Consider the following 19296-nt stretch of genomic DNA (forward strand, 5'->3'; position numbering starts at 1 on the left):
GTGCGGGTGTCAGTCGACGATCTCGAGCTGGTGCCCGAACGGATCGAGCACATAGACATTCTTCTTGCCCGCCAGCGGCCCGGCATCGATGTGGATGATCTCCAGCGGGGTGCAGCCATAAGCGGTCAGATAGGCGAGCGCCTTGTCGACATCATCGACCTTGAGCCCGAGATGATGCCCGCCGCGATCGCAGTTGCGCGGCAGGTCGGTGCGGCGATCGTCGGGCTTGTCATATTGGACCAGCTGGAAGTTCATGTTGTCGGTGAGCTTCATCATCACCAGCGTCATCCGCGCGCCGGGCACCCCGACATGGCTCGCCATCCAGTCGATGCCCTGGTCATCGACCGGCATATCGGCGGCATCAAGCGGGCCCATCCGGAACAGCTCCTCCGCGCCGATGACGTCGCGATAGAAGGCCAGCGCCGCCTCCAGATCCGGGACGGTCCACGAGATGTGGTCAACCGAGAGGAATACAGGCTTTTCGGGTGCTGGTGTCATGCGCGTGTCCCCATGTTGCGAAGGCCCATATTGCGGGGCAGGGTGCGCGCCTGCAACGCAATGAATACGGAAAAGTCGTTGCCGGCAACGCAATGATCGCAAGTACTGGTCATTGCGGCGGCAACAGGTCGCCGATCGCCACCGGGCGCGCTGGAAAACGTGCGGTAAAGCCCGCCTGCGCGGGTCCCCCGGCAGCGGCGATCATCCTGAGCAGGCTGGGCTCGCAATTGCGCCCCTGGCACGCGCCCATGCCGCAGCGGGTGGCAAGCTTGATCGCGTTGGCGGATTGGCAGTGAGCCATCTGGGCAGCGATTGAAGCCTGATCGACATCCTCGCAGCGGCAGATGATCGTGTCGGCCGACGATGCGGGAAGATATGCGGTGGGATCGGCAACATCATCGAGCAGTGCCGCGAAGGCTCGGTGCTGGGCGAGTTCACGTCGCGGCTGGCGTGCAGCGGTTTCGGCAGCGTCACGCGAGATCAGCCCCAGATCGAGCGCGATGCCGATCCCGGCCAGCGCACCTCCGGCGGCTGCGGCTGCGGCGCCTGCAACGCCGGCGGTCTCGCCCGCCGCAAAATGGCCCGGCACCGTTGTGCGCATGAAATCGTCGTGGATGCAGGCCCAGCCTCCCGCTGGACCCGCTGCTGCCATCTGCGCGCCCGCCATGCGCGGCAACGCAGATTGCGGCACGAAGCCATAGCACAGCCCGACCGCGTCGCATTCGATCGCCCCGCCGCTGGTCTGCGCCCCCGAGACGCGATCGGTGCCGGTCAGCGCCTCGAGCGAGGTTCCGTAGCGGACCGGCGTTCCCGCCCGCGCCAGCGTCTTCACCGCGCCTGCGGTCGCCAGCAGATCGGGGGCGCGGCGCAGGGCTGCTGCCGGATGGCGGGCGAGCGCCGCGATCATCGCGCTGCGCGGTTGTGCGAACAGCACAGCTGCGACCGATCCTCCCGCAGCGACGATCTGCGCGGCGATGATCAACTGCAGCGGATGCGTTCCGGCGAGCACGACGCGCTTGCCCACCAGCAATTGCTGCCCCTTGATGAACGCCTGGATGCCGCCCGCCGCATAGACCCCGGGCAGCGTCCAGCCGGGAAGCGGCACGGCCAGGTCGTGGCATCCCGCTGCGATCAGGATGTGCCGTGCGGCGATGGTTGTGGCGCCATCGGGGCCGAGGGCGATGATCGATCCGCTCTGCAGCCCTATCACCGAATGCCCGCCCAGCCACTGGACGCCATCCAGCGCCTGGAACCGTTCGAGCAGCTGCTTGAGCGGCCGGTAGCTGCGTTCTTGAAGCCAGCCGCGCACTGCAAAGCGGGCAGGGGGCTGGCGCAGGATCTGCCCGCCCGGCCGGGGTTGTTCGTCGATAACGACAAGCGAAAGGCCGCGTCCGGCGAGCGCCAGCGCAGCGGCCTGGCCCGCAGGTCCTCCGCCGATTATCGCGACATCGCATTCGATCCGGTCAGCCACGGGTGGAGACCTCCATGCCGTCTGCTGCAGGCGCAAGGCAGGCGCGCACCCGGCGACCGGTGGCGAGATCGGTCACCAGGCATTCGTAGCAGCTGCCCATGTTGCACAGCAGCCCGCGCGGGCGGCCACGCTGGTCGGTGCGGAAGGCATCGAGCCCGCCCGCGAGCATTGCGGTCGCCACCGTCTCGCCGGCAAAGCACGCGACCGGCTGGCCGTCGACCAGGATCGCGATCGGCTCGCCGCGCTCGACATCCTGCGTGATCCGTTCGGCGCTCATCCCATGAATCCGTTCAAATGCTCGAACCTTGCCGGAGAAAGCAGCGACAGCTCGTCTGCGTCTCCCCCCATCATCGCATCGGCCATCAGCCGCGCAAAGGTGAGACCGAGCGTGAACGCCGATCCCCCTGCCGCGACCCACAACCCGGGCATGCGCGGCACCGGGCCGACGATCGGCAGCTGGTCGGATGTGATCGCGGTGACCCCGGTCCAGCTGCGGATCAGGTTGAGCCGGGTGACGCCGGGCACCACGTCGCGCGCCGCCAGCAGATTGCCGGTCAGCGACTCCGGGATCATCTGTGCCTTGGCCGAAAGGTCGAACCCGCCGTTGCTGGTCTGCGCGAGCCGCGAGGGCCAGCCGCCACCGATCAGCAGATTGCCCGCGTGCGTCTGCTTGAGCGACAGCCGCCGCCCGACATGCTGCACCAGATGCGGCACCATCGGTGGAACGCGCTCGGTAGCGTTCATCAGCAGCGCCACCGGATAGATCGGCATGTGAATGTTGATCAGCGCGCAGATATCCGCGCTCCACGCGCCTGCCGCCACCAGCAGCTGGTCGGCGGAAAGGGCAAGCCCGTCGCCTCGGATGGCGAACCTTCCGCCCTCGCGCGCGATCGTCTGGACGCGGGTACCTGTGCGAACCGTGGCCCCTTCGCGCTTGATCGCTTCGGCGAGCGCGGGCGTGATCGCACGCGGATCGGCATGCCCCTCATCGGCCGAGAAGTTCGCCGCCAGAATGCCGGGCGAGAGATAGGGGGCGATCGCGCGCGCCTCGTCGCCATCCAGCGTGCGCACCGCCAAACCCTCACGGCTTTCGCGCGCGGCCTTGGTCTCGAGCAGCGCGACCTGTTCGGCAGTTTCGGCGACCATCAGCCCGCCGTGCATCGCGACATGCAGATCGGCACCAAGCTCCTGCTCGATCGTCCGCCAGTCGATGACCGCGTGGCGGCTGAGCGCGACGATCTGCGCGCCCTGTTCGGCAAGGGCGTCGCCGTTTTCGAGAAAGCGGCGCTCAATCTGGAAATGCAGCGACCCGGCGTTCTGGCCGGATGCGCCCGCATTGATGTCACCGGCCTCGACCAGCACCACCGAGGCGCCCTTGCGCGCGAGCTGCCAGGCCGTTGCACAGCCGACCAGCCCGCCTCCGATGATTGCTACGTCCGCCCGCTCCATCGATCCTAGATGCGCCCGAGCGTGGCCAATGTCTCCCGGATTCGTTCGACATCCTGAGCCGACACATCCTGCAGCGGCGGGCGGACATAGCCTCCGGGAAGACCCTGGACGTTGAGCGCAGCCTTGAGGATGGCAGGCCCGGACCCGAACCGCCCGACCAGTTCGGGCGTGTACCACGCATCGAGGATCAGCCGGTCCTTGCGGCCGCATTCGCGCGCAGCGGCAATATCGCCTGCCCACAGATGATTGTAGAAATCGGCATGGATCCGCCCCAGCACGCCGCCGGCGCCCATCGTGCCGTCGCCGCCGCGCGATTCGAGCAGCGCCAGACCATGCTCGTCCATCGCATGGCCGAAGATGCGCAATTCGTCCTTGAGCGCGAAAAAGGTGTCGAGGAACTTGCGCAGATCGCTGGTCGACTGCTTGATCGCGACGACATTGTCGAGCCCGGCGATGCGCTTGAGCAGGTCGAGCGGCATGTCGATGCCAGTGCCCGGGGGCCAGTTGTAGACGCAGATCGGCAGCCGGCTCCGTGCCGAAATGTCGCGATAGAAGCCGAAGATCTCGTCGGGAAGCGGCCGGTAATACGGCGGTGGTGTCACCACGATGCCGTCAAAGCCGCTATCTGCGGCGTGATCGGCGAGGTCCAGCACCCGCTCGGCGGTGAACGCGGTGCACCCGGCGAGCAGCGGCAGCTTGCCGCCGAGCTGGTTGCCTGCCGCCGAGAACAGCGTCTTGCATTCCTCGGGCGACATGCTGGGCCATTCGCCGGTCGTCCCGGCGATGAGGAGCCCGTGCATCCCTTCACTGTGGAGCCATTCGAGCAGCGTGCCCAACGCGGAGAGATCGAGATTGCGATCCACATCGAACGGTGTGGTGATCGCCGGGATATATCCCTGCCAACTGGCGCGCGATCTTTTGTTCATCAATTCGGCTCCCCTGTTCCGGACATACAGCATAGCACCCCGATAGGCCAAGCTGCCTTGGCAGCAAGGACATCAAAAGACGAAAATGGTTGCGTTTATCGCAACGAATGGCATTTTGAGTTCCGGATTTGCAACGGTTGCCGAGGAACTGCGAGAATGTGGGACAATGCGCTGCACTATTTTTACGAGGCCGCGAACCTCGGCTCGATGCGTCTGGCGAGCGACAAGATCGGGGTCGCCACCTCATCGATCAGCCGCCAGATCGCGCAGCTGGAAAGCGAGATGGGTATCGCGCTGATCGAGCGTGGCCGTCGCTCGATCCGGCTGACCGAGGCGGGGCAACTGGCGTTCGACTATCACAAGAATCAGATGGCCGACCGCGAAGCTCTGCTCAACCGCATCCAAGAACTGCGCGAGGTCAAGTCCGGACGGATTGATCTGGCGATCGGCGAGGGGTTCTTCGGACCCTCGTTCACCGCGCTGATCGAGAGCTTCCAGCGGCGCAATCCGGGGATATCGATCACCGTCACCAGCTGTGCCAGCTCCGAGATCATCCGCATGGTGCTCGACGACGAGGCGCATATCGGCATGATTCTGCACACGACGAGCGAACCCAAGATCCGCACGCGCAGCACGGTGGAACAACCGCTGATGGTGCTGTGCGCGCCCAATCATCCTGCGGCTGCGATGGAGGCGCTGACCATCGCCGATCTCGGCCGCTTCGACCTGTGCCTGCCACCGCAGGGGTTCCGCATCCGCAGCACCTTGAACCACGCCGAAAAGCGCGCGCAGGTGTGGCTTGAGCCGCGGTTGGTCACCACATCGATCCAGATGATGCGCGAGATCGCCAAGGCCGGGCGCGCGCTGACCGTGCTGCCGCGAATTTCCGCGCTGGCCGAGCTCGACGAAGGCAGTCTGGTCGCGCGGCCGTTGCTCGACGATGCCATCGAGCACAGCACGGTGAGCCTGATCCACAGGCTGGGCCGCCAGCTCGAGGGTGCGCCCGCGCGGCTGATGGGGGTGCTGGAGACGCGGCTGAAGAGCTGGAGCTGATGCCAAGATTCCGGCTCAGGCAGGCTGCGCTGCAAGCGCTGTGGGTCGCGGCCAGGCGAGGCAGACGGCTGCGGTCACCACAGCGTTGATGGCCATCGCCACCAGCCCATGGTCCCAGTCGGGCAGCAGCGTACTCCACAGCGTCTGTGCCTGCGGCAACAGCAGCGCGGCATAGCCCACCACGATCCCCGCCAGCACGCCCCAGGCATGCGCGCGTGGCCAAAGGAAGGCGAAATACACGCCCGGCGCGAGCATGCCGATCGCGGCATACGCCGATAGTCCGATCTCAACCAGCGATCGCGATCCCCCCAAAGTGAGCCACACCGCGATCGCGGCAAACACGATCATCGACAGCCGCGAGGCAAGCAGCGAGGCGCGGTCGGACAGGCTTGGCATCATCGGCAGCAGGATGTTGCGGCTGAAGATCGATCCCGCGGTGAGCAGCAGCACCGATCCCGGAACCAGCGCGAGCAGGCACGCGGTGCCCGCAAAGATGCCGATCGCCCAGGGCGGGTACCGGTCCGACACGAACTGCAGCAGCACCGCATTGGTATCGCCGCCCTCGGGCTGGGTGCCTGCAAGCAGCGCGGCCAGCCCCAGCAGGATGATGAAGAAATAGGACAGGGAATACAGCGGTTGCCAGATCGCGTTGCGCCGGATGGTTGCCTCTGTCCCGGCGGAAAAACACAATTGAAACAGGTGCGGCAAGATCCAGTTGCCCAGCGCAACATTGAGCGCGGCGGTCATCAGCCAGATGGTCGAGAGACCGGCCTCGGGCTGCAATCCGGGCAATCGGCCGATCCCGGGATACTGATCCTGCGCCAGGCGGTAGACATCGAGCATCGAGGTGGCACCGACCTTGGAGGCAACGGTAATGCACAGGCAAATCACGATCACCACCATCAGCACGTCCTTGACCCCGGCGGCAAACGCAGCGGATCTCAGGCCTGCGAAATAGACGAAGGCCAGCATCACCACCGCGGCGATCAACGCTGCTGCGATGGTCGAGACCTCTGGCCCCAAAGTGAGGCGCACGATCAGGCTGAGCGCGACGATCTGGATCTGGACATAGACCACCAGCGCGGCGATCCCGGCGATGCCGACGACCACGCCGAGCCAGGTTGCGTTGTAATGGCTGGCAAAGAAATCCGCCTGGGTCACCAGGGCAAACCTGCGGCCAGCGTTCCAGATGTTGGGCATCAGCCAATAGCCGATGGTCGCCGACAGCGAGACCGAGGTCAGAGCAAGATAGGCCGGCGCGCCATGCGCCCAGGCGAAGCCCGATATGCCCAGCACCGCAAAGGTCGTGTAGATCTCGCCCGCGTTCAGGAACCAGAACACCAGCACGCCAAAGCGGCGACCGCCCACCGCCCAGTCGGCCAGCGTCTTGGCCTTGGCATGCCGCCGCGCCGAGAGCAGCGCTCCCGCCATCGTGCCCAGCACCACCGCCAGGGTCAGCGCGAGGATCATGCGGCTTCTCCCGTGGCCGGGGTGTCATCATCCGGGCCCTCGAACTCGGGGTGCTTCCGATCGATCGAGAAGATGAAGGCGATGACCAGCGACGTGATCACGATCCCCGCCATTTGCCACACCATCGGAAAGGGCAGCGAGAACGGTCGCCAGGCGATGTCGTTGACCAGCGGAATGCCGCCGATCTGCCAGAGGAACGGAATCAGCAGCAGCCAGCGATGGCGGCGTGAAACCGCCGGGGAAGCAGGCGCCATGCTCAGGCCTTTCCGCCGCCCGCGGTGATCCAGCTGCGGATCTTCGCGTCGAGCACGTCCATCGGCAGCGCGCCGGTGGAGAGAACCTGATGGTGATAGTCGCGGATATCGAAGCGCGGGCCCAGCGCCTTGGCGGCGGCAGTGCGCAGTTCGCGGAATTTCAACTCGCCGATCTTGTACGAACAGGCCTGGCCGGGATAGGCGATATAGCGGTCGATCTCGACCACCACGTCGCGCGGTGCCATCGAGGTGTTGGCGAGCATATAATCGATCGCCTGCTGCCGACCCCAGCGCTTGGCATGGATGCCGGTATCGACCACCAGCCGCACCGCGCGCAGCATTTCCATGTCGAGATGCCCGAACAGCTGCATCGGATCGGTGAACATGCCGAGCTCCGACCCCAGCGATTCGGCATACAGCCCCCAGCCTTCGGTATAGGCGGTCGCCTGGCCGTGGCGCAGCAGCGGCGGCAGGTCGGCATTCTCGGCCGCTAGCGTCAGCTGGAAATGGTGGCCCGGAATGCCCTCGTGCAACGTCAGCGTCTCGAGCGTCGGGATCGGCCGGGTGCCCAGCATCGACATGTTGAAAAACAGGATCCCCGGCGAAACGCCATCGGGCGGGCCGACGCGGTAATAGCCGGTGCCGCGCTGGTCGCCCAGTGCGGGCAGCGGGCGGACCTCGAACGGCGCCTTGGGCCTTGCGTGGAACAGCCGCGGGATCGCCGGCCAGATCCGCTCCTCGATCGCCTTGAACCGGCCGAGCAGCTCTTCCGGCGTCTTGCAGTAATAGCGCGGGTCGGTGCGGACATGCTCGAAGAATGCCTTGAGGTCGCCGTCGAAGCCGACCTTGGCGCGCACCGCCTCCATCTCCGCACGGATGCGCGCGACTTCGGACAGGCCGAGCTGGTGGATGTCGTCGGCCGAGCGCGTGGTGGTGGTATGCCGCGCCAGATCCCAGGCATAAAGCGCATCGCCGCCCTTCATCGCCCACAGCCCCGGCGCTTCGGGCGCATTGGGCAGATAGGTGTCGCGCAGATAGGTCGCCCAGCTGCGATAGGCGGGGTAGACCTTGCCTTCCACCGCCGCGCGGAACGCCGCATTGATCCGCTTGCGCTCGTCGGCTGCAATGCTGTCGGGCATGCGGGTGATGCCCGTCCAGAACGGGCTCTGCTCCACCGGCAGCTTCAGCATCGCATCGACCTGCGCCAGCACGTTGGCGACGATCACCTTGGGCTGCAGATAGCCCTGGGCGCGGCCCTGCTTCAGCCGGGCGATCGTGCTGTCCATGTACCCGACAAAGCCATCGATCCTCACCAGCGCCGCGTCGTAATCCGCAGGTGTCGCAAAGGGCGCAGCCCCGCTCGAGAGGAAATCGGGGAACTCGATGTGCAGCCCGAACGAGGGGTTGAGCGGCGCCATGCGCTGGACCTCGAACAGGCCGCTGTCGAACAGGGTCAGCGTCTGCCGGGTCTGATAGTCGAACACGTCATATGCGATGCGATCGGCTGCGGGCAGGCCGGTGCGATCGATCGCCTTGAGATCGGCCAGCGCAACCACTTTGTTGGCGCGCAACGCCTTGGCGTAATCATCGCCCAGCGGATCGACGAACAACGCGCCTGCGCTCTTGCCCGTGCGCGCGGCGCGCAGCGGGTTGAGCGCGGCATCGGCGGCCTCGCTGCGTTCGAGCAACGCGCGCAACGCCTGGGACGCGGACGAACCCTGCGCTATAGCGGGCAGCGGCGTCAGCGTGCTGGCGGCCATCGCGCCGATCAGCGTCCGGCGCGAGAGTTGGAAAGACGGACTGTGCATGGCGGGTCCCCGAGTTGCTTTTCGCTTGTTGCTGATCGTGTCGCACCAGCGCAATAATGCAAGCCGGAGAGGCGGGAGGGTGCAAAACCCCGTGAAAGAGCCAAAAGCGCGGTAATCCGGGCATTTGCAAGGCATGTCGTTGTCTTTGGCGTAGCCTTATCGTCGTTACGTTGCGTCTGGCGCAATGAATTTGCGCGGTCTAGCGCATTGTTTTCCACAGCCATTGCCTCAGGCTTGGCGCCACACACCTATGGAGGGTCCCGAAAATGAATCGACCGCATGTCTTGGCTGCCTTTGCCGCAAGTCTGGGGCTGGCCGCCACTCCGGTTACAGCCCAGCCGCGGACCGATGCGCCCGTGATGACCGCGCTGGTCGGCGGCTCGGTGGTCGACATTGACAGCGGTGCATCGATCCGCGATGCGGTGGTGCTGATCGAGGGCGAGAAGATCGTCCGCGTCGGCCCGTCCGCGAGCATCGCCGTGCCGCCGTCCGCCAAGGTCGTGCGGATGGACGGCAAGTGGCTGGTGCCGGGTCTGATGAACATGCACGTCCATTTCGGGCTGAAGCTACCCGGTGCCGAGGGTGCCGAGCTGATGAACGAGAAGGATGGCGAACAGATCCTGCGGATGGCGGCGAATGCGCACCGCACTTTGCTCGCCGGAGTGACCACGGTGCGCCTGACGGCCGAGGACCGCGGGCTCGACTTCATGCTCAAGCGCGCCATCGGCAAGGGTCAGGCGATCGGGCCGAGGATCGAATCGGCAGGCGAACTGATCGTGCCCACGGGCGGTCATGGCTCGCTCGAGGCCGACGGCCCCGCCGAGCTGAGCAAGGCGGCGCGGCTGCAGATCAAGGCCGGCGCCAGCTGGATCAAGATCGCGATTTCGGGCGGCATATCGGACACCCATGGCGATATCTCCGCCGCGCCGATGACCGATTCAGAGCTCTCGACGATCATCGAGGTCGCGCATCGCAACGGCGTCAAGGTCACCGCGCACAACGGTTCGTCCGAGGCGGCGATGCAGGCGCTCAAGTTCGGCGTGAACTGCTTCGAGCATGGCTATCACCTCAACGATCAGGTTCTCACCGAGATGAAGAAACAGGGGACATGGCTGGTCCCGACCATCGTGGTCAGCCAGCCCGGTGCCTATGAGTTCTATCGCAAGATCGGTTCGCCCGAATGGTATCTGGAACGGGTTGCATCGACCGGCAAGGACCATTGGGCGGTGCTGCAAAAGGCGATCCGCATGGGGGTCAATGTCGCGCTGGGGACCGATCAGTTCCCGTTCGAGCCCAATGGCGGCACCACCGCCACGGTGGCCGAGGCCGAGCTCTACCACAAGGCAGGCATGACGCATCTGCAGGCGCTGCAGGCCGCAACCATCCGTCCGGCGGCGATGCTGGGTGTCGACAAATCGGTCGGGCGCATCACTGCGGGCCAATATGCAGATATCGTCGCGGTCGCAGCCGATCCCACCAAGGACATCTCGGCGCTGCGCACGCTCGACTTCGTGATGAAGGGCGGGGTGATCTATCGCAACGACACCGCGCCTGAAACCATCGCGCGCTGAACCGGTCACACAAGGGACGCCCCATGAAATATCCTCTGCTCGCCTTCACCGCCTTGTGTGCCACGCTTGCCTCGCCTGCCTCTGCGGAGACGATTGCGCTGGTCGGCGGCACGGTCGTCGATCTCGCCGGCAAGGCGCCGATCCGCGATGCGGTGGTGGTGATCGAGGATGAGCGCATCCAGGCGATCGGGCCGCGTGCATCGACCAGCGTGCCATCCGGCGCCAGGGTGATCCCGATGGAAGGCCGCTGGCTGATCCCCGGGCTGATGAACATGCATGTCCACCTCGCGCTCAACCTTCCGGGGGCATCGCGGATCTACAACGAAACCCCCGATTCGATGGTGCTGCGCTCGCTCCACAACGCGCAAAAGTCGCTGCACTCGGGGGTTACCACCATCCGCCTGACCGGATCGGATGCGGGGGTCGATTTCACGCTCAAGCGCGCGATCGATGCCGGGATGTTCGATGGCCCGCGCATCCACACCGCAGGATCTTCGATCGTCGCCACCGGCGGGCATGGCAAGACCGAGGTCAACGGCCCGGCCGAGTTTTCGCGCGCGGTCCGCGAGCAGGTGAGGGCCGGGGCCACCTGGATCAAGCTGGGCATATCGGGGGGCATTTCCGACACGCATGGCGATATCGGGGCATCCCCCTTCACCGATGCCGAGCTGACCACCGCGATCGAGGTCGCGCATCGCAACGGGGTCAAGGTCACCGGCCATACCGGCTCGCCGATCGCGTCCGAGGTCGCGATCGATGCAGGGATCGACGCGTTCGAGCACGGCTATTTCCTGACCCCGCCGGTGCTCAGGAAGATGAAGCAGAAGGGGGTGTGGTTCATCCCGACGATCGTCGTGTCGCAGAGCGGCGCAAGGGAATTTTACCGCAAGATCGGGTCGCCGCCCTGGTATCTCGACCGAGTGGATTCGGTCGGCAAGGCGCATATCCAGTCGCTGCGCGATGCGATTGCCGCAGGCGTCAGCATCGCGCTGGGGACGGACCAATATCCCTGGGAGCCCAATGAAGGCACGACGGCGACGGTGCGCGAGGCGGAGATCTATGTCGATGCCGGTATGACACCCGCACAGGCGCTGCGTGCAGCCACGATCGAGCCTGCAAGGATGCTGGGCGTCGACAACGAGGTCGGTGTTCTCAAGCCCGGCTATTATGCCGACATCGTCGCGCTTGATGCCGACCCCACCGCCGATATCGCCGCGCTGCGCACCATCGGGTTCGTGATGAAGGGCGGCAAGGTGATTCGCGATGATCGCCAGCGTTGAGGCGGCCTGGGCAAGCTCGGGAAGCCGACTGGCCTGTCGAACAACGTACTGAATAAAAACAGATTGTCAGTGCGCTGAAAGACGCAGCTGTTTCTCCGTGGGAGGCAGTTTGGCTCGGCCAGTCCAACGATATCGCGTCTAGTTTGCATCCAGCGCAACGAAAGCGGATTTACAATGTTGTTGAAACAACGCTTCAACTGACGGACAATTCACGTAACGGCACGGTCAATCGGTCGCCGATCAAGCAACAAAATTACAGGGAGCCTCATGTGAAGAAAACGCTGCTCGTCGCCTCCATCGTCGCCGCCTTTGGCATGGCGACGCCCGCCGTGGCTCAGGACAAGCCCGCGACCGATATCGTCTCGAAAATGTTCATCTGGTGGAACGAGGCGTTCAAGACGCCCGGTGCCTATACGCCCGAAAATTTCTCCAAGTTCTTCACGCCTGAAGCCACTCTGGTGCTCGAAGGTCGCACCGTCATCAACGGCGTGGACCAGTGGGCGACCCATTTCCAGAAGATCCAGTCGGGCGGCGGCGATGTCGAGATCGTCGTGCCGTTCAAGGATGTCTTCGAGGCCAAGGACCGCGTGTACACCTATCACGTCATCCGCTCGCGGCGCGATGGCAAGACGGGCTGCTCGCTCGCGGCAGGCCATGCAGAGCTCAAGGGCGGCAAGATCGCCTCGATCGTTCTGGTGCGGCACACGCTCGAAGCGGGCAAAGACCCGCTCGACGCCCAGTGCTGGACGGACTGACACCTTAAAGCTGCGACTTCGGAGAGGATTGGATCATTGGAACCGGCGGATATCACCGCCGGCGAAGAGGGGGTTTTTGACATGACATACAGCATCTATCGCACGCGCGGCGCTCGCCGTTTCACCATCAGCGCTGCCGCAACGGCGTTGATCGCAGGTCTTTCGGCCATGCCCGCTTATGCCCAGGAGGCTGAGGAATCGGTGGGCGCCAACGACATCGTCGTCACCGCGCAGCGCCGCGAGCAGAGCCTGCAGGATGTGCCGATCGCGATCACCGCGCTCAGCGCCGAGACGATCAAGAACCAGAACATCCAGAGCGTCGAAGACTATTTCGCGATGACGCCCAATGTCAGCTTCCAGTCCAACGGTTCGCGCGACCGCAAGGATCTCGCGATCCGCGGCATCTCGAACCAGCTCAACCCCTTTGCCGATGTGCGCCAGTCGAGCTACGCCTTCTATGTCGACGAGTTCAACGTCGCGGCGGGCACCAGCAACCCGCAGATCGTCGATCTGGAGCGGATCGAGATCCTGCGCGGGCCGCAGGGCACGTATTTCGGGCGCAACGCGGTGGGCGGCGCGATCAACGTCATCACCAAGAAGCCCGTCGACAGGTTCGAGGGCGAGTTCGAGGTCGGGTACAGCAGCTTCGACACCAAGCGTGCGCAGGGCGTGATCAACGTGCCGATCATCCCCGGTGTCCTCGCGTTGCGCGCATCGGGCCAGTTCGAGAAGTCCGACGGCAATATCCGCAACATCAACCGGATCGGCGGCGGCAACGACAGCGAATATTATACGGGCCGCGTCCAGCTGCGCTTCACTCCGATCGACGATCTCACCTGGGATTTCATGTACAATTATTCGGATGAAGAGGTGGGCATGCGCAACGGCGTGCCGACCGGTTTCGTCACCCGCACCTGGGCCTCGGTCTATTATGGCAGGACCGCCGGGCTGATCGGCGATCCCGATGGCGTCGGCTTCTTCCCGCAGAACAACAGCCGCGTGAACTTCAACCGCCCGCAAAGCGTCGGCACCAAGTTCGAATATTTCAGCACGCGCGCCGTGTGGGATTTCGGCATTGCAGAGCTGACGGCGGTCGGTGGGCATCTTGTCGCCGACTCGTTCAACTTCGGCGATGTCGATGGCGGCAGCCGCGACTTCTTCTATGAAGACCTGGTGCTCACCCGCAAGTCGACCAGCGGCGAACTGCGGCTGCAATCGACGGGCACGCAGGTGTTCGACTGGAGCATCGGCACGTCGCTCGGCAAGGACACCGGCGTCAGCGACCAGTCCACCTTCCACGGCGCGGCCAGCCCGTTGTGTCCTGCTGCACGGGCGGGCAATTGCAGCGGGCTCGAGGTGACAGGCGCCGACGGCAACAGCTCCAGCCGCTATTTCGCGATCTTCGCGCAGGGCACGGTCAACTTCTCCGAACAGTTCTCCGCCACTGCGGGCCTGCGCTATTCTTGGGAAAAGGTCACCAACGTCTCGCAGACCCGGTCGAACACGATCGTCACCGGCAACAACGACCGCGCTGCCGATTTCGAGGACCTGTCGCCCAAGTTCACGCTGACCTACAAGCCCAACACCGACCTCATGTTCTTCGCCACCGCCTCGCGCGGGTTCAAGTCGGGCGGCACGCAAACCACCAACAGCGCGGCGCTGACCAACGAGTTCACGCCCGAAACGCTGTGGAACTATGAATTCGGCTCGAAGTTCAATCTGTTCGACAACCGGCTGCGGGTCGACATCACCGCCTTCTACATGGACTGGAAGGACGTGCAGCAGACCATCCGCTTCCAGTTCATCGATCCGGGCACGGGGCTGCTGCGCGGGGTGAGCGGCATCGCCAACGCGGCCTCGGCGGAAAGCTATGGTATCGAAGCAAGCTTCGACGCGCGGCTGACCGACAACTGGAATCTCAGCGGCAATGTCGGATACAACAAGACCAAATATGTCGATTATCCCAATGCGCTGATCGACGGCGTGATCATCGATATTTCGGGCGAGGACCTCACCAACGCGCCCCAGTGGACGCTGGGTGCGCAGACCCAGTATACCGTGCCGATCGGCGAGCGGTTCGATGCCTTTGCGCGCGCGGAATGGAATTTCCGCTCGTCGATGATCTCCAACCCCTTCTATTATCTCTACCAGAACGTCGCGGGCGAACCGTTTGAAAGCCCCAGCTATCACAACGTCAACCTGCGCCTCGGCATCGAGGACGAAAACATCCGCGCGGTGATCTTCGTCGAGAACCTGTTCAAGGCGGATTTCTATGCCAATGCCTACGAAAAGGCGTTCTACAGCGGCGTACAGGTCGAGCCTTCGTTCCGCGTCTTTGGCGCGAGCCTGGGCTACAAGTTCTGACATCGCCTGAGGGGACGGCTCTGGTCGCGGCCGTCCCCTTGGCTTACTCCAGGACAGGACCGAACAGCATTTTGGAGCAGGACAATGATCGATCGCCGGGGCTTCATGGGAATGGCCGCGGCGAGCGGTCTTGCGGGCATCGTGCCCGAAGCCCTGTTGGCGCAGGGCCTGAGCGCGGATAGCGCGCTTGCCGCGCTGTTGCAGAGACACAGCGAGGCCTTTCTGCGGCGATCGCCCGAGGAGGCGACCGGCAGCAATTTCGATGTCGGGGCCGATGCGGCGCTGCGCGGCCGGCTCGACGATCGCTCGATGGCGGCGCGGGCAACCGATCGCACGGCCATCAAGATGGCACTTGGCAATCTGGACAGCATCAATGTGAGCGCGCTGTCGCCCCGCGCCAGACTCGACCATGCCGTCGCGCGCTATGTCTATGAGACGCTGGCCGATCTTCTTGGTCGCTATGGCTATGTCGACGGCAATCTGCGGCCCAGCCCCTATGTCGTCAGCCAGATGAACGGCGCCTATTACTGGTTGCCGGACTTCATCGGCAGCCGTCACCCCATTGAGACCGCAGGTGATGTGGACGCGTGGCTCAGCCGGCTGTCGGCCTTTGCGCATGCGATCAATCAGGAAAGCGAGCGCATCCGCCATGATGCCGGGATCGGCGTCATCCCGCCCGATTTCGTTCTCGTGCGCACCATCGCGCAGATCAAGGGATTGCGTGATGGCGCGCCGGGCGATTCCGCGCTGATTGCGCCTGCGCTCAAGCGGATCCGCGCGCAGCAGCTTGGCGATGTAAGCGCACGCGCCTTCGCCGTCTTTCGCGACGAGATCCAGCCCGCGCTCAGCCGCCAGATCGCCGCGCTCGAGGCGCTGGCACCGCAGGCGGACGACCGCGCGGGCGTGTGGAAGCTGCCTGACGGCGAGGCCTATTATGCCGCAGCGGTGCGAGCAAATACCACGGTGGATACATCGCCCGGCGAACTGCACCGCATCGGTCTGGAGCAATGCCGCGCGATCACCGCCGAGATCGACGGGCTGTTGCGCAAGCAGGGGCTGATACAGGGCAGCGTGATCGCGCGGATCGCCGCGCTCAATACCGACGAGCGCTTCCGGGTCAGCGCCGATGATGCCGGGCGCGACGCGCTGGTTGCGCTCGCCACGCAGCAGCTCGACACGATCAAGGCGCTGCTGCCAGGCGCGTTCAACAGCCAGACGATCAATCCGATCGTCGTGCGTCGCATTCCCCCGGCGATCGAGGCGGGCGCTCCGGGTGCGTTCTATTCCGAAGGCGCGCCTGGCCAGCCCGGGGTCTATTCGCTCAACCTCAAGAACCCCGGCGAGCATGTCACCTGGCGGTTGCCGACATTGACCCATCACGAGGGCATTCCGGGGCATCACTATCAGGCGAGCGCGCTTGCGCATGCGCCCGCGCTGCCGCTGTTCCGCCGCATCGTGCGCTTTTCGGCCTATACCGAGGGCTGGGCGCTCTATGCGCAGCAGGTCGCCGACGAACTGGGAGTGTATGAGAACGATCCCTTCGGGCGGATCGGCTATCTGCAGTCCAACCTGTTCCGCGCGGCGCGGATCGTTGTCGATACCGGGCTGCACCACCACCGCTGGACCAAGGCCCAGGCGGTCGCATGGATGGTCGAGAATGCAGGCGAGCAGCCCGAGGCGACCGACCGCGAGGTCACCCGCTACGCGGTCTATCCCGGCCAGGCGTGCAGCTTCAAGGTTGGCGCCAATGCCATCGTTGCCGCGCGCGAAACCGCCCGCAAGGCGCAAGGCTCAGCTTTCGACGTGCGCGGCTTTCATGATCTGGTGCTGGCATCCGGGCCGATGCCGATGACCGTGCTGGATGCCGCAGTACGCGACTGGAGCGGACGCACCGCCTAGGCGTTTCAGCGCATCATTTTCTTGGCCGAATTTTGACCGGGATCAAATCCCGATCGCAAAGTTGTCCGTACAACTGTCGTGTCAGATCGCTTCCTCCGGCACCCGGCGCAGGGAAGGGGCGTGACGATATTGGTGAGCCCGAAGTCCGGAGTGCGCTGCCGCTTCCGGCCCGATGGAAAGGCCCGACACGATGACCAGCGATCTTCCACCTGCCTATACCGCGCTGATGCGCCACCCGATGATGCCGCGCACCAGCCACGACGAGGCTGCCCGGTTCAATTTCCTGACCCACTTCAACCGCTATGTGTCCGGCACGCTGGGGCGGGGCAACCAGCTGGCCTATGATGCCCGCGTGCTGCCCGCCTTTCGCGCGGAGCATGGTCGCGATCCGCAGCACCGCGACGAGATTCGCGAGGGGATGAACCGCGATCCGTTTCACCGCACATGGTCGGCGCTCAAGCGCAATTCGATGGAGATGCGGCAGATGAACGGCCGCCAGGCGGTGCTGCGCCAGCTCGACGCGCTCGACTCGCAGGCGCGCCAGTACAACGAGCATTCGGGCCAGCTCGAGCTCGATTCCGGAATCGTCCAGCCCGAATATCAGACCTGCGTCGACATCCACTGCCAGCCCGGCGGCTATCATGGCGAGGAACGGCCCGGGGATGTCACGGTTGGGGCGAACTATGATGTCGGGCTGTTCGCCACCACCGGCGGCGCGCTGGGCGCTCTCAACGATGGCGGCGGGCAGGCGGTGGTCGCCTGGGCCAAGGCCAACAGGCCCGGCTGGTCACCCCGGCGGATCCTCGATATTGGGTGCACCATTGGCCACAATGCGGTGCCGATCGCGCAGGGCTATCCCGATGCGGATGTCACCGCGATCGACACCGCCGCGCCCAGCCTGCGCTATGGAGCAGCGCGCGCGGCGGGGCTGGGAGTGCGCAACATCCGCTTCGTTCAGGCCAATGGCGAGGACCTGTCGCGCTTTGCCGACGATCATTTCGACTGGGTGCAGACCACGATGTTCCTGCACGAGCTTTCCGCCGCATCGTTGCCGCGTATCCTTCGCGAGGCGTACCGCGTGCTCAAGCCCGGCGGGCTGATGCTGCATGTCGAGCAGCCGCAATATGGCCCGGATATGCCGCTGTTCGAACAGTTCATGCGCGACTGGGACGCCTTCAACAACAATGAGCCATTCTGGTCGGCGATGCATGGCGTGAACATGGAGCAGGCGATGGAAGAGGCGGGCTTTGATCGGGCGGAGCAGTTTTCCGTCGGCGTGCGCGCGGTGGTCGATCCGTCGATCTTCCCGCCGTCGCCCGATGGCGCGTCGGAGGATTATGGCCGCGCGGCTATCTGGAACGCCTATGGTGCGTGGAAGCCTGCTCGGGCGCAGGAGATGGCGGCATGACCGAGGGACTGGACTGGATCGAGCGCTCAGGCGCGCGCGCCAAGGGCCGCCGCCCCGCATTTTTCGACGAGCCTGCGGTCGACCGGCTCTATTCGCTGACGCTGGCGCTGGCATCAGAACTGTCCGCGACGCGCGAACGGCTGGATACGGTCGAGCGGCTGCTCGAGGCCGGCGGCAGTCTCAGACGCGAGGATGTGGAGGCGTATGCCCCCGACCGCGCCACCGGGCACGAACGCGGCGAGGCGACGCGCGCCTATATCGCGCGGATCATGCGCGGCTTTCAGCAGGAGGTCGAAGCGATGGAGCATCCCGATCCGCCGATCATGGATGTGGTCGAGGCACTGACCCGGCCCTGATGGCGGGCTGGAGGCAAATCAAACAAATCGGGGGGATAGGGTGATAGAAGAAGTTCTCGTGCTGCGCTGGGTGCATATCCTGGCCATGGTGTACTGGCTGGGGGGCGAATGGGGCGTCTTTCAGTCGAGCTACAATGTCACCAACCCCGCCTTGTCGCTCGACGAGCGCAGGCGGCACATGGAAACCGCCTATCGCATCGACATCCTGGCGCGCACGGGGATCATCCTGCTGTTGCCGCTGGGTCTGCACATGGGGAATATCTATGGCCTGCAGCCCTTTGGCGGTGGCTATCTCACCGCGATGTGGCTGTTCGTCGCGGGCTGGCTGGGGCTGTGCTGGGGGGCGTTCTTCGCGCGCGAAACCGACACAGGCATCAGGCTGACCAAGGCCGACGAGGCGATCCGCTATCTGCTGATCCCCGCGATCTTCATCACCGGAATTTCCTCGCTGCTGGGACATGGTCCTTTCGAGGCGAGCGAGGGGATGCGCTGGTACGCAGCCAAGCTGACGCTCTACGGTTTTACCTTGTGCATCGGGCTGGGGCTGCGTTGGATTATGCGGCGCTGGACCACGCGTTTCCGGGCGCTGGCGCTGGGCCCCGATCCCGCGCAGGAGGCCGCGCTGGCGCGGGAGATCGGCTATGGCCGCCTGATGGCCTATGTCTACTGGATCACCATTGCCGGGATATGCTTCCTGGGCACGGTGAAGCCGTTCTGATCGTCGGGCGCCGGGC

17 protein-coding genes are annotated in these 19296 nt (G+C 64.9%); 9 read left to right on the forward strand and 8 right to left on the reverse strand.

Annotated features, from left to right (window positions below):
• Positions 1 to 9: 9 nt before the first annotated feature.
• The 5 genes from BSY18_RS04240 to BSY18_RS04260 all read right to left on the reverse strand — a co-directional run bounded on the left by BSY18_RS04240 (position 10) and on the right by BSY18_RS04260 (position 4344).
• Positions 10 to 498, reverse strand: coding sequence for a VOC family protein (locus BSY18_RS04240; protein ID WP_069049760.1), 489 nt, complete (start codon positions 496 to 498; stop codon positions 10 to 12).
• 109 nt (positions 499 to 607) lie between these two features.
• A complete protein-coding gene (locus BSY18_RS04245) occupies positions 608 to 1969 on the reverse strand; it encodes an FAD/NAD(P)-dependent oxidoreductase (protein ID WP_069049761.1) in 1362 nt (453 codons plus the stop codon).
• Positions 1962 to 2246, reverse strand: a complete 285-nt coding sequence (locus BSY18_RS04250) for a (2Fe-2S)-binding protein (protein ID WP_054133085.1) — start codon at positions 2244 to 2246, stop codon at positions 1962 to 1964. Before BSY18_RS04250 ends, BSY18_RS04245 begins: the two co-directional genes overlap by 8 nt.
• A complete protein-coding gene (locus BSY18_RS04255) occupies positions 2243 to 3418 on the reverse strand; it encodes an NAD(P)/FAD-dependent oxidoreductase (protein WP_069049762.1) in 1176 nt (391 codons plus the stop codon). The genes BSY18_RS04250 and BSY18_RS04255 overlap by 4 nt, the downstream gene beginning before the upstream one ends.
• 5 nt (positions 3419 to 3423) lie before the next feature.
• A complete protein-coding gene (locus BSY18_RS04260) occupies positions 3424 to 4344 on the reverse strand; it encodes a dihydrodipicolinate synthase family protein (RefSeq protein WP_054133242.1) in 921 nt (306 codons plus the stop codon).
• A gap of 156 nt (positions 4345 to 4500) precedes the next feature.
• Between BSY18_RS04260 and BSY18_RS04265 the strand changes: the two genes are divergently transcribed.
• Positions 4501 to 5397 (forward strand): LysR family transcriptional regulator, encoded by an 897-nt coding sequence (locus BSY18_RS04265; RefSeq protein WP_054133083.1) that lies wholly within the window; start codon positions 4501 to 4503, stop codon positions 5395 to 5397.
• Between the two features lie 15 nt (positions 5398 to 5412).
• Here BSY18_RS04265 and BSY18_RS04270 read toward each other — a convergent pair whose 3' ends face one another.
• The 3 genes from BSY18_RS04270 to BSY18_RS04280 are packed head-to-tail and all read right to left on the reverse strand — an operon-like array spanning position 5413 to position 8929.
• Entirely contained in the window at positions 5413 to 6867 is a 1455-nt protein-coding gene (locus BSY18_RS04270; RefSeq protein WP_069049763.1) for a sodium:solute symporter family protein, read from the reverse strand.
• Entirely contained in the window at positions 6864 to 7121 is a 258-nt protein-coding gene (locus tag BSY18_RS04275; RefSeq protein ID WP_069049764.1) for a DUF3311 domain-containing protein, read from the reverse strand. The genes BSY18_RS04270 and BSY18_RS04275 overlap by 4 nt, the downstream gene beginning before the upstream one ends.
• 2 nt (positions 7122 to 7123) lie before the next feature.
• Entirely contained in the window at positions 7124 to 8929 is a 1806-nt protein-coding gene (locus tag BSY18_RS04280) for a DUF885 domain-containing protein (RefSeq protein ID WP_069049765.1), read from the reverse strand.
• 266 nt (positions 8930 to 9195) lie between these two features.
• Here BSY18_RS04280 and BSY18_RS04285 point away from each other — a divergent pair, with 266 nt between their 5' ends.
• The 8 genes from BSY18_RS04285 to BSY18_RS04320 all read left to right on the forward strand — a co-directional run bounded on the left by BSY18_RS04285 (position 9196) and on the right by BSY18_RS04320 (position 19280).
• The gene (locus BSY18_RS04285) at positions 9196 to 10500 is read left to right on the forward strand and encodes an amidohydrolase family protein (RefSeq protein WP_069049766.1); all 1305 of its coding nucleotides are present in this window, start codon (positions 9196 to 9198) and stop codon (positions 10498 to 10500) included.
• A gap of 23 nt (positions 10501 to 10523) precedes the next feature.
• The gene (locus BSY18_RS04290) at positions 10524 to 11780 is read left to right on the forward strand and encodes an amidohydrolase family protein (protein ID WP_069049767.1); all 1257 of its coding nucleotides are present in this window, start codon (positions 10524 to 10526) and stop codon (positions 11778 to 11780) included.
• Positions 11781 to 12049: 269 nt separating this feature from the next.
• On the forward strand, positions 12050 to 12535 hold the full coding sequence (locus tag BSY18_RS04295) for a hypothetical protein (RefSeq protein WP_231683597.1): 486 nt from the start codon (positions 12050 to 12052) through the stop codon (positions 12533 to 12535).
• 81 nt (positions 12536 to 12616) lie between these two features.
• A complete protein-coding gene (locus tag BSY18_RS04300; protein WP_150126201.1) occupies positions 12617 to 14899 on the forward strand; it encodes a TonB-dependent receptor in 2283 nt (760 codons plus the stop codon).
• Between the two features lie 84 nt (positions 14900 to 14983).
• Positions 14984 to 16798 (forward strand): DUF885 domain-containing protein, encoded by a 1815-nt coding sequence (locus tag BSY18_RS04305; RefSeq protein WP_069049768.1) that lies wholly within the window; start codon positions 14984 to 14986, stop codon positions 16796 to 16798.
• 190 nt (positions 16799 to 16988) lie between these two features.
• The gene (locus BSY18_RS04310) at positions 16989 to 18206 is read left to right on the forward strand and encodes a class I SAM-dependent methyltransferase (RefSeq protein ID WP_069051686.1); all 1218 of its coding nucleotides are present in this window, start codon (positions 16989 to 16991) and stop codon (positions 18204 to 18206) included.
• Entirely contained in the window at positions 18203 to 18562 is a 360-nt protein-coding gene (locus BSY18_RS04315) for a hypothetical protein (RefSeq protein ID WP_069049769.1), read from the forward strand. Before BSY18_RS04310 ends, BSY18_RS04315 begins: the two co-directional genes overlap by 4 nt.
• Positions 18563 to 18602: 40 nt before the next feature.
• On the forward strand, positions 18603 to 19280 hold the full coding sequence (locus tag BSY18_RS04320; protein ID WP_216094715.1) for a hypothetical protein: 678 nt from the start codon (positions 18603 to 18605) through the stop codon (positions 19278 to 19280).
• Positions 19281 to 19296 lie beyond the last annotated feature (16 nt).

The organism is Blastomonas sp. RAC04, assembly GCF_001713435.1.
In the GTDB taxonomy this organism is placed as follows: domain Bacteria; phylum Pseudomonadota; class Alphaproteobacteria; order Sphingomonadales; family Sphingomonadaceae; genus Blastomonas; species Blastomonas fulva.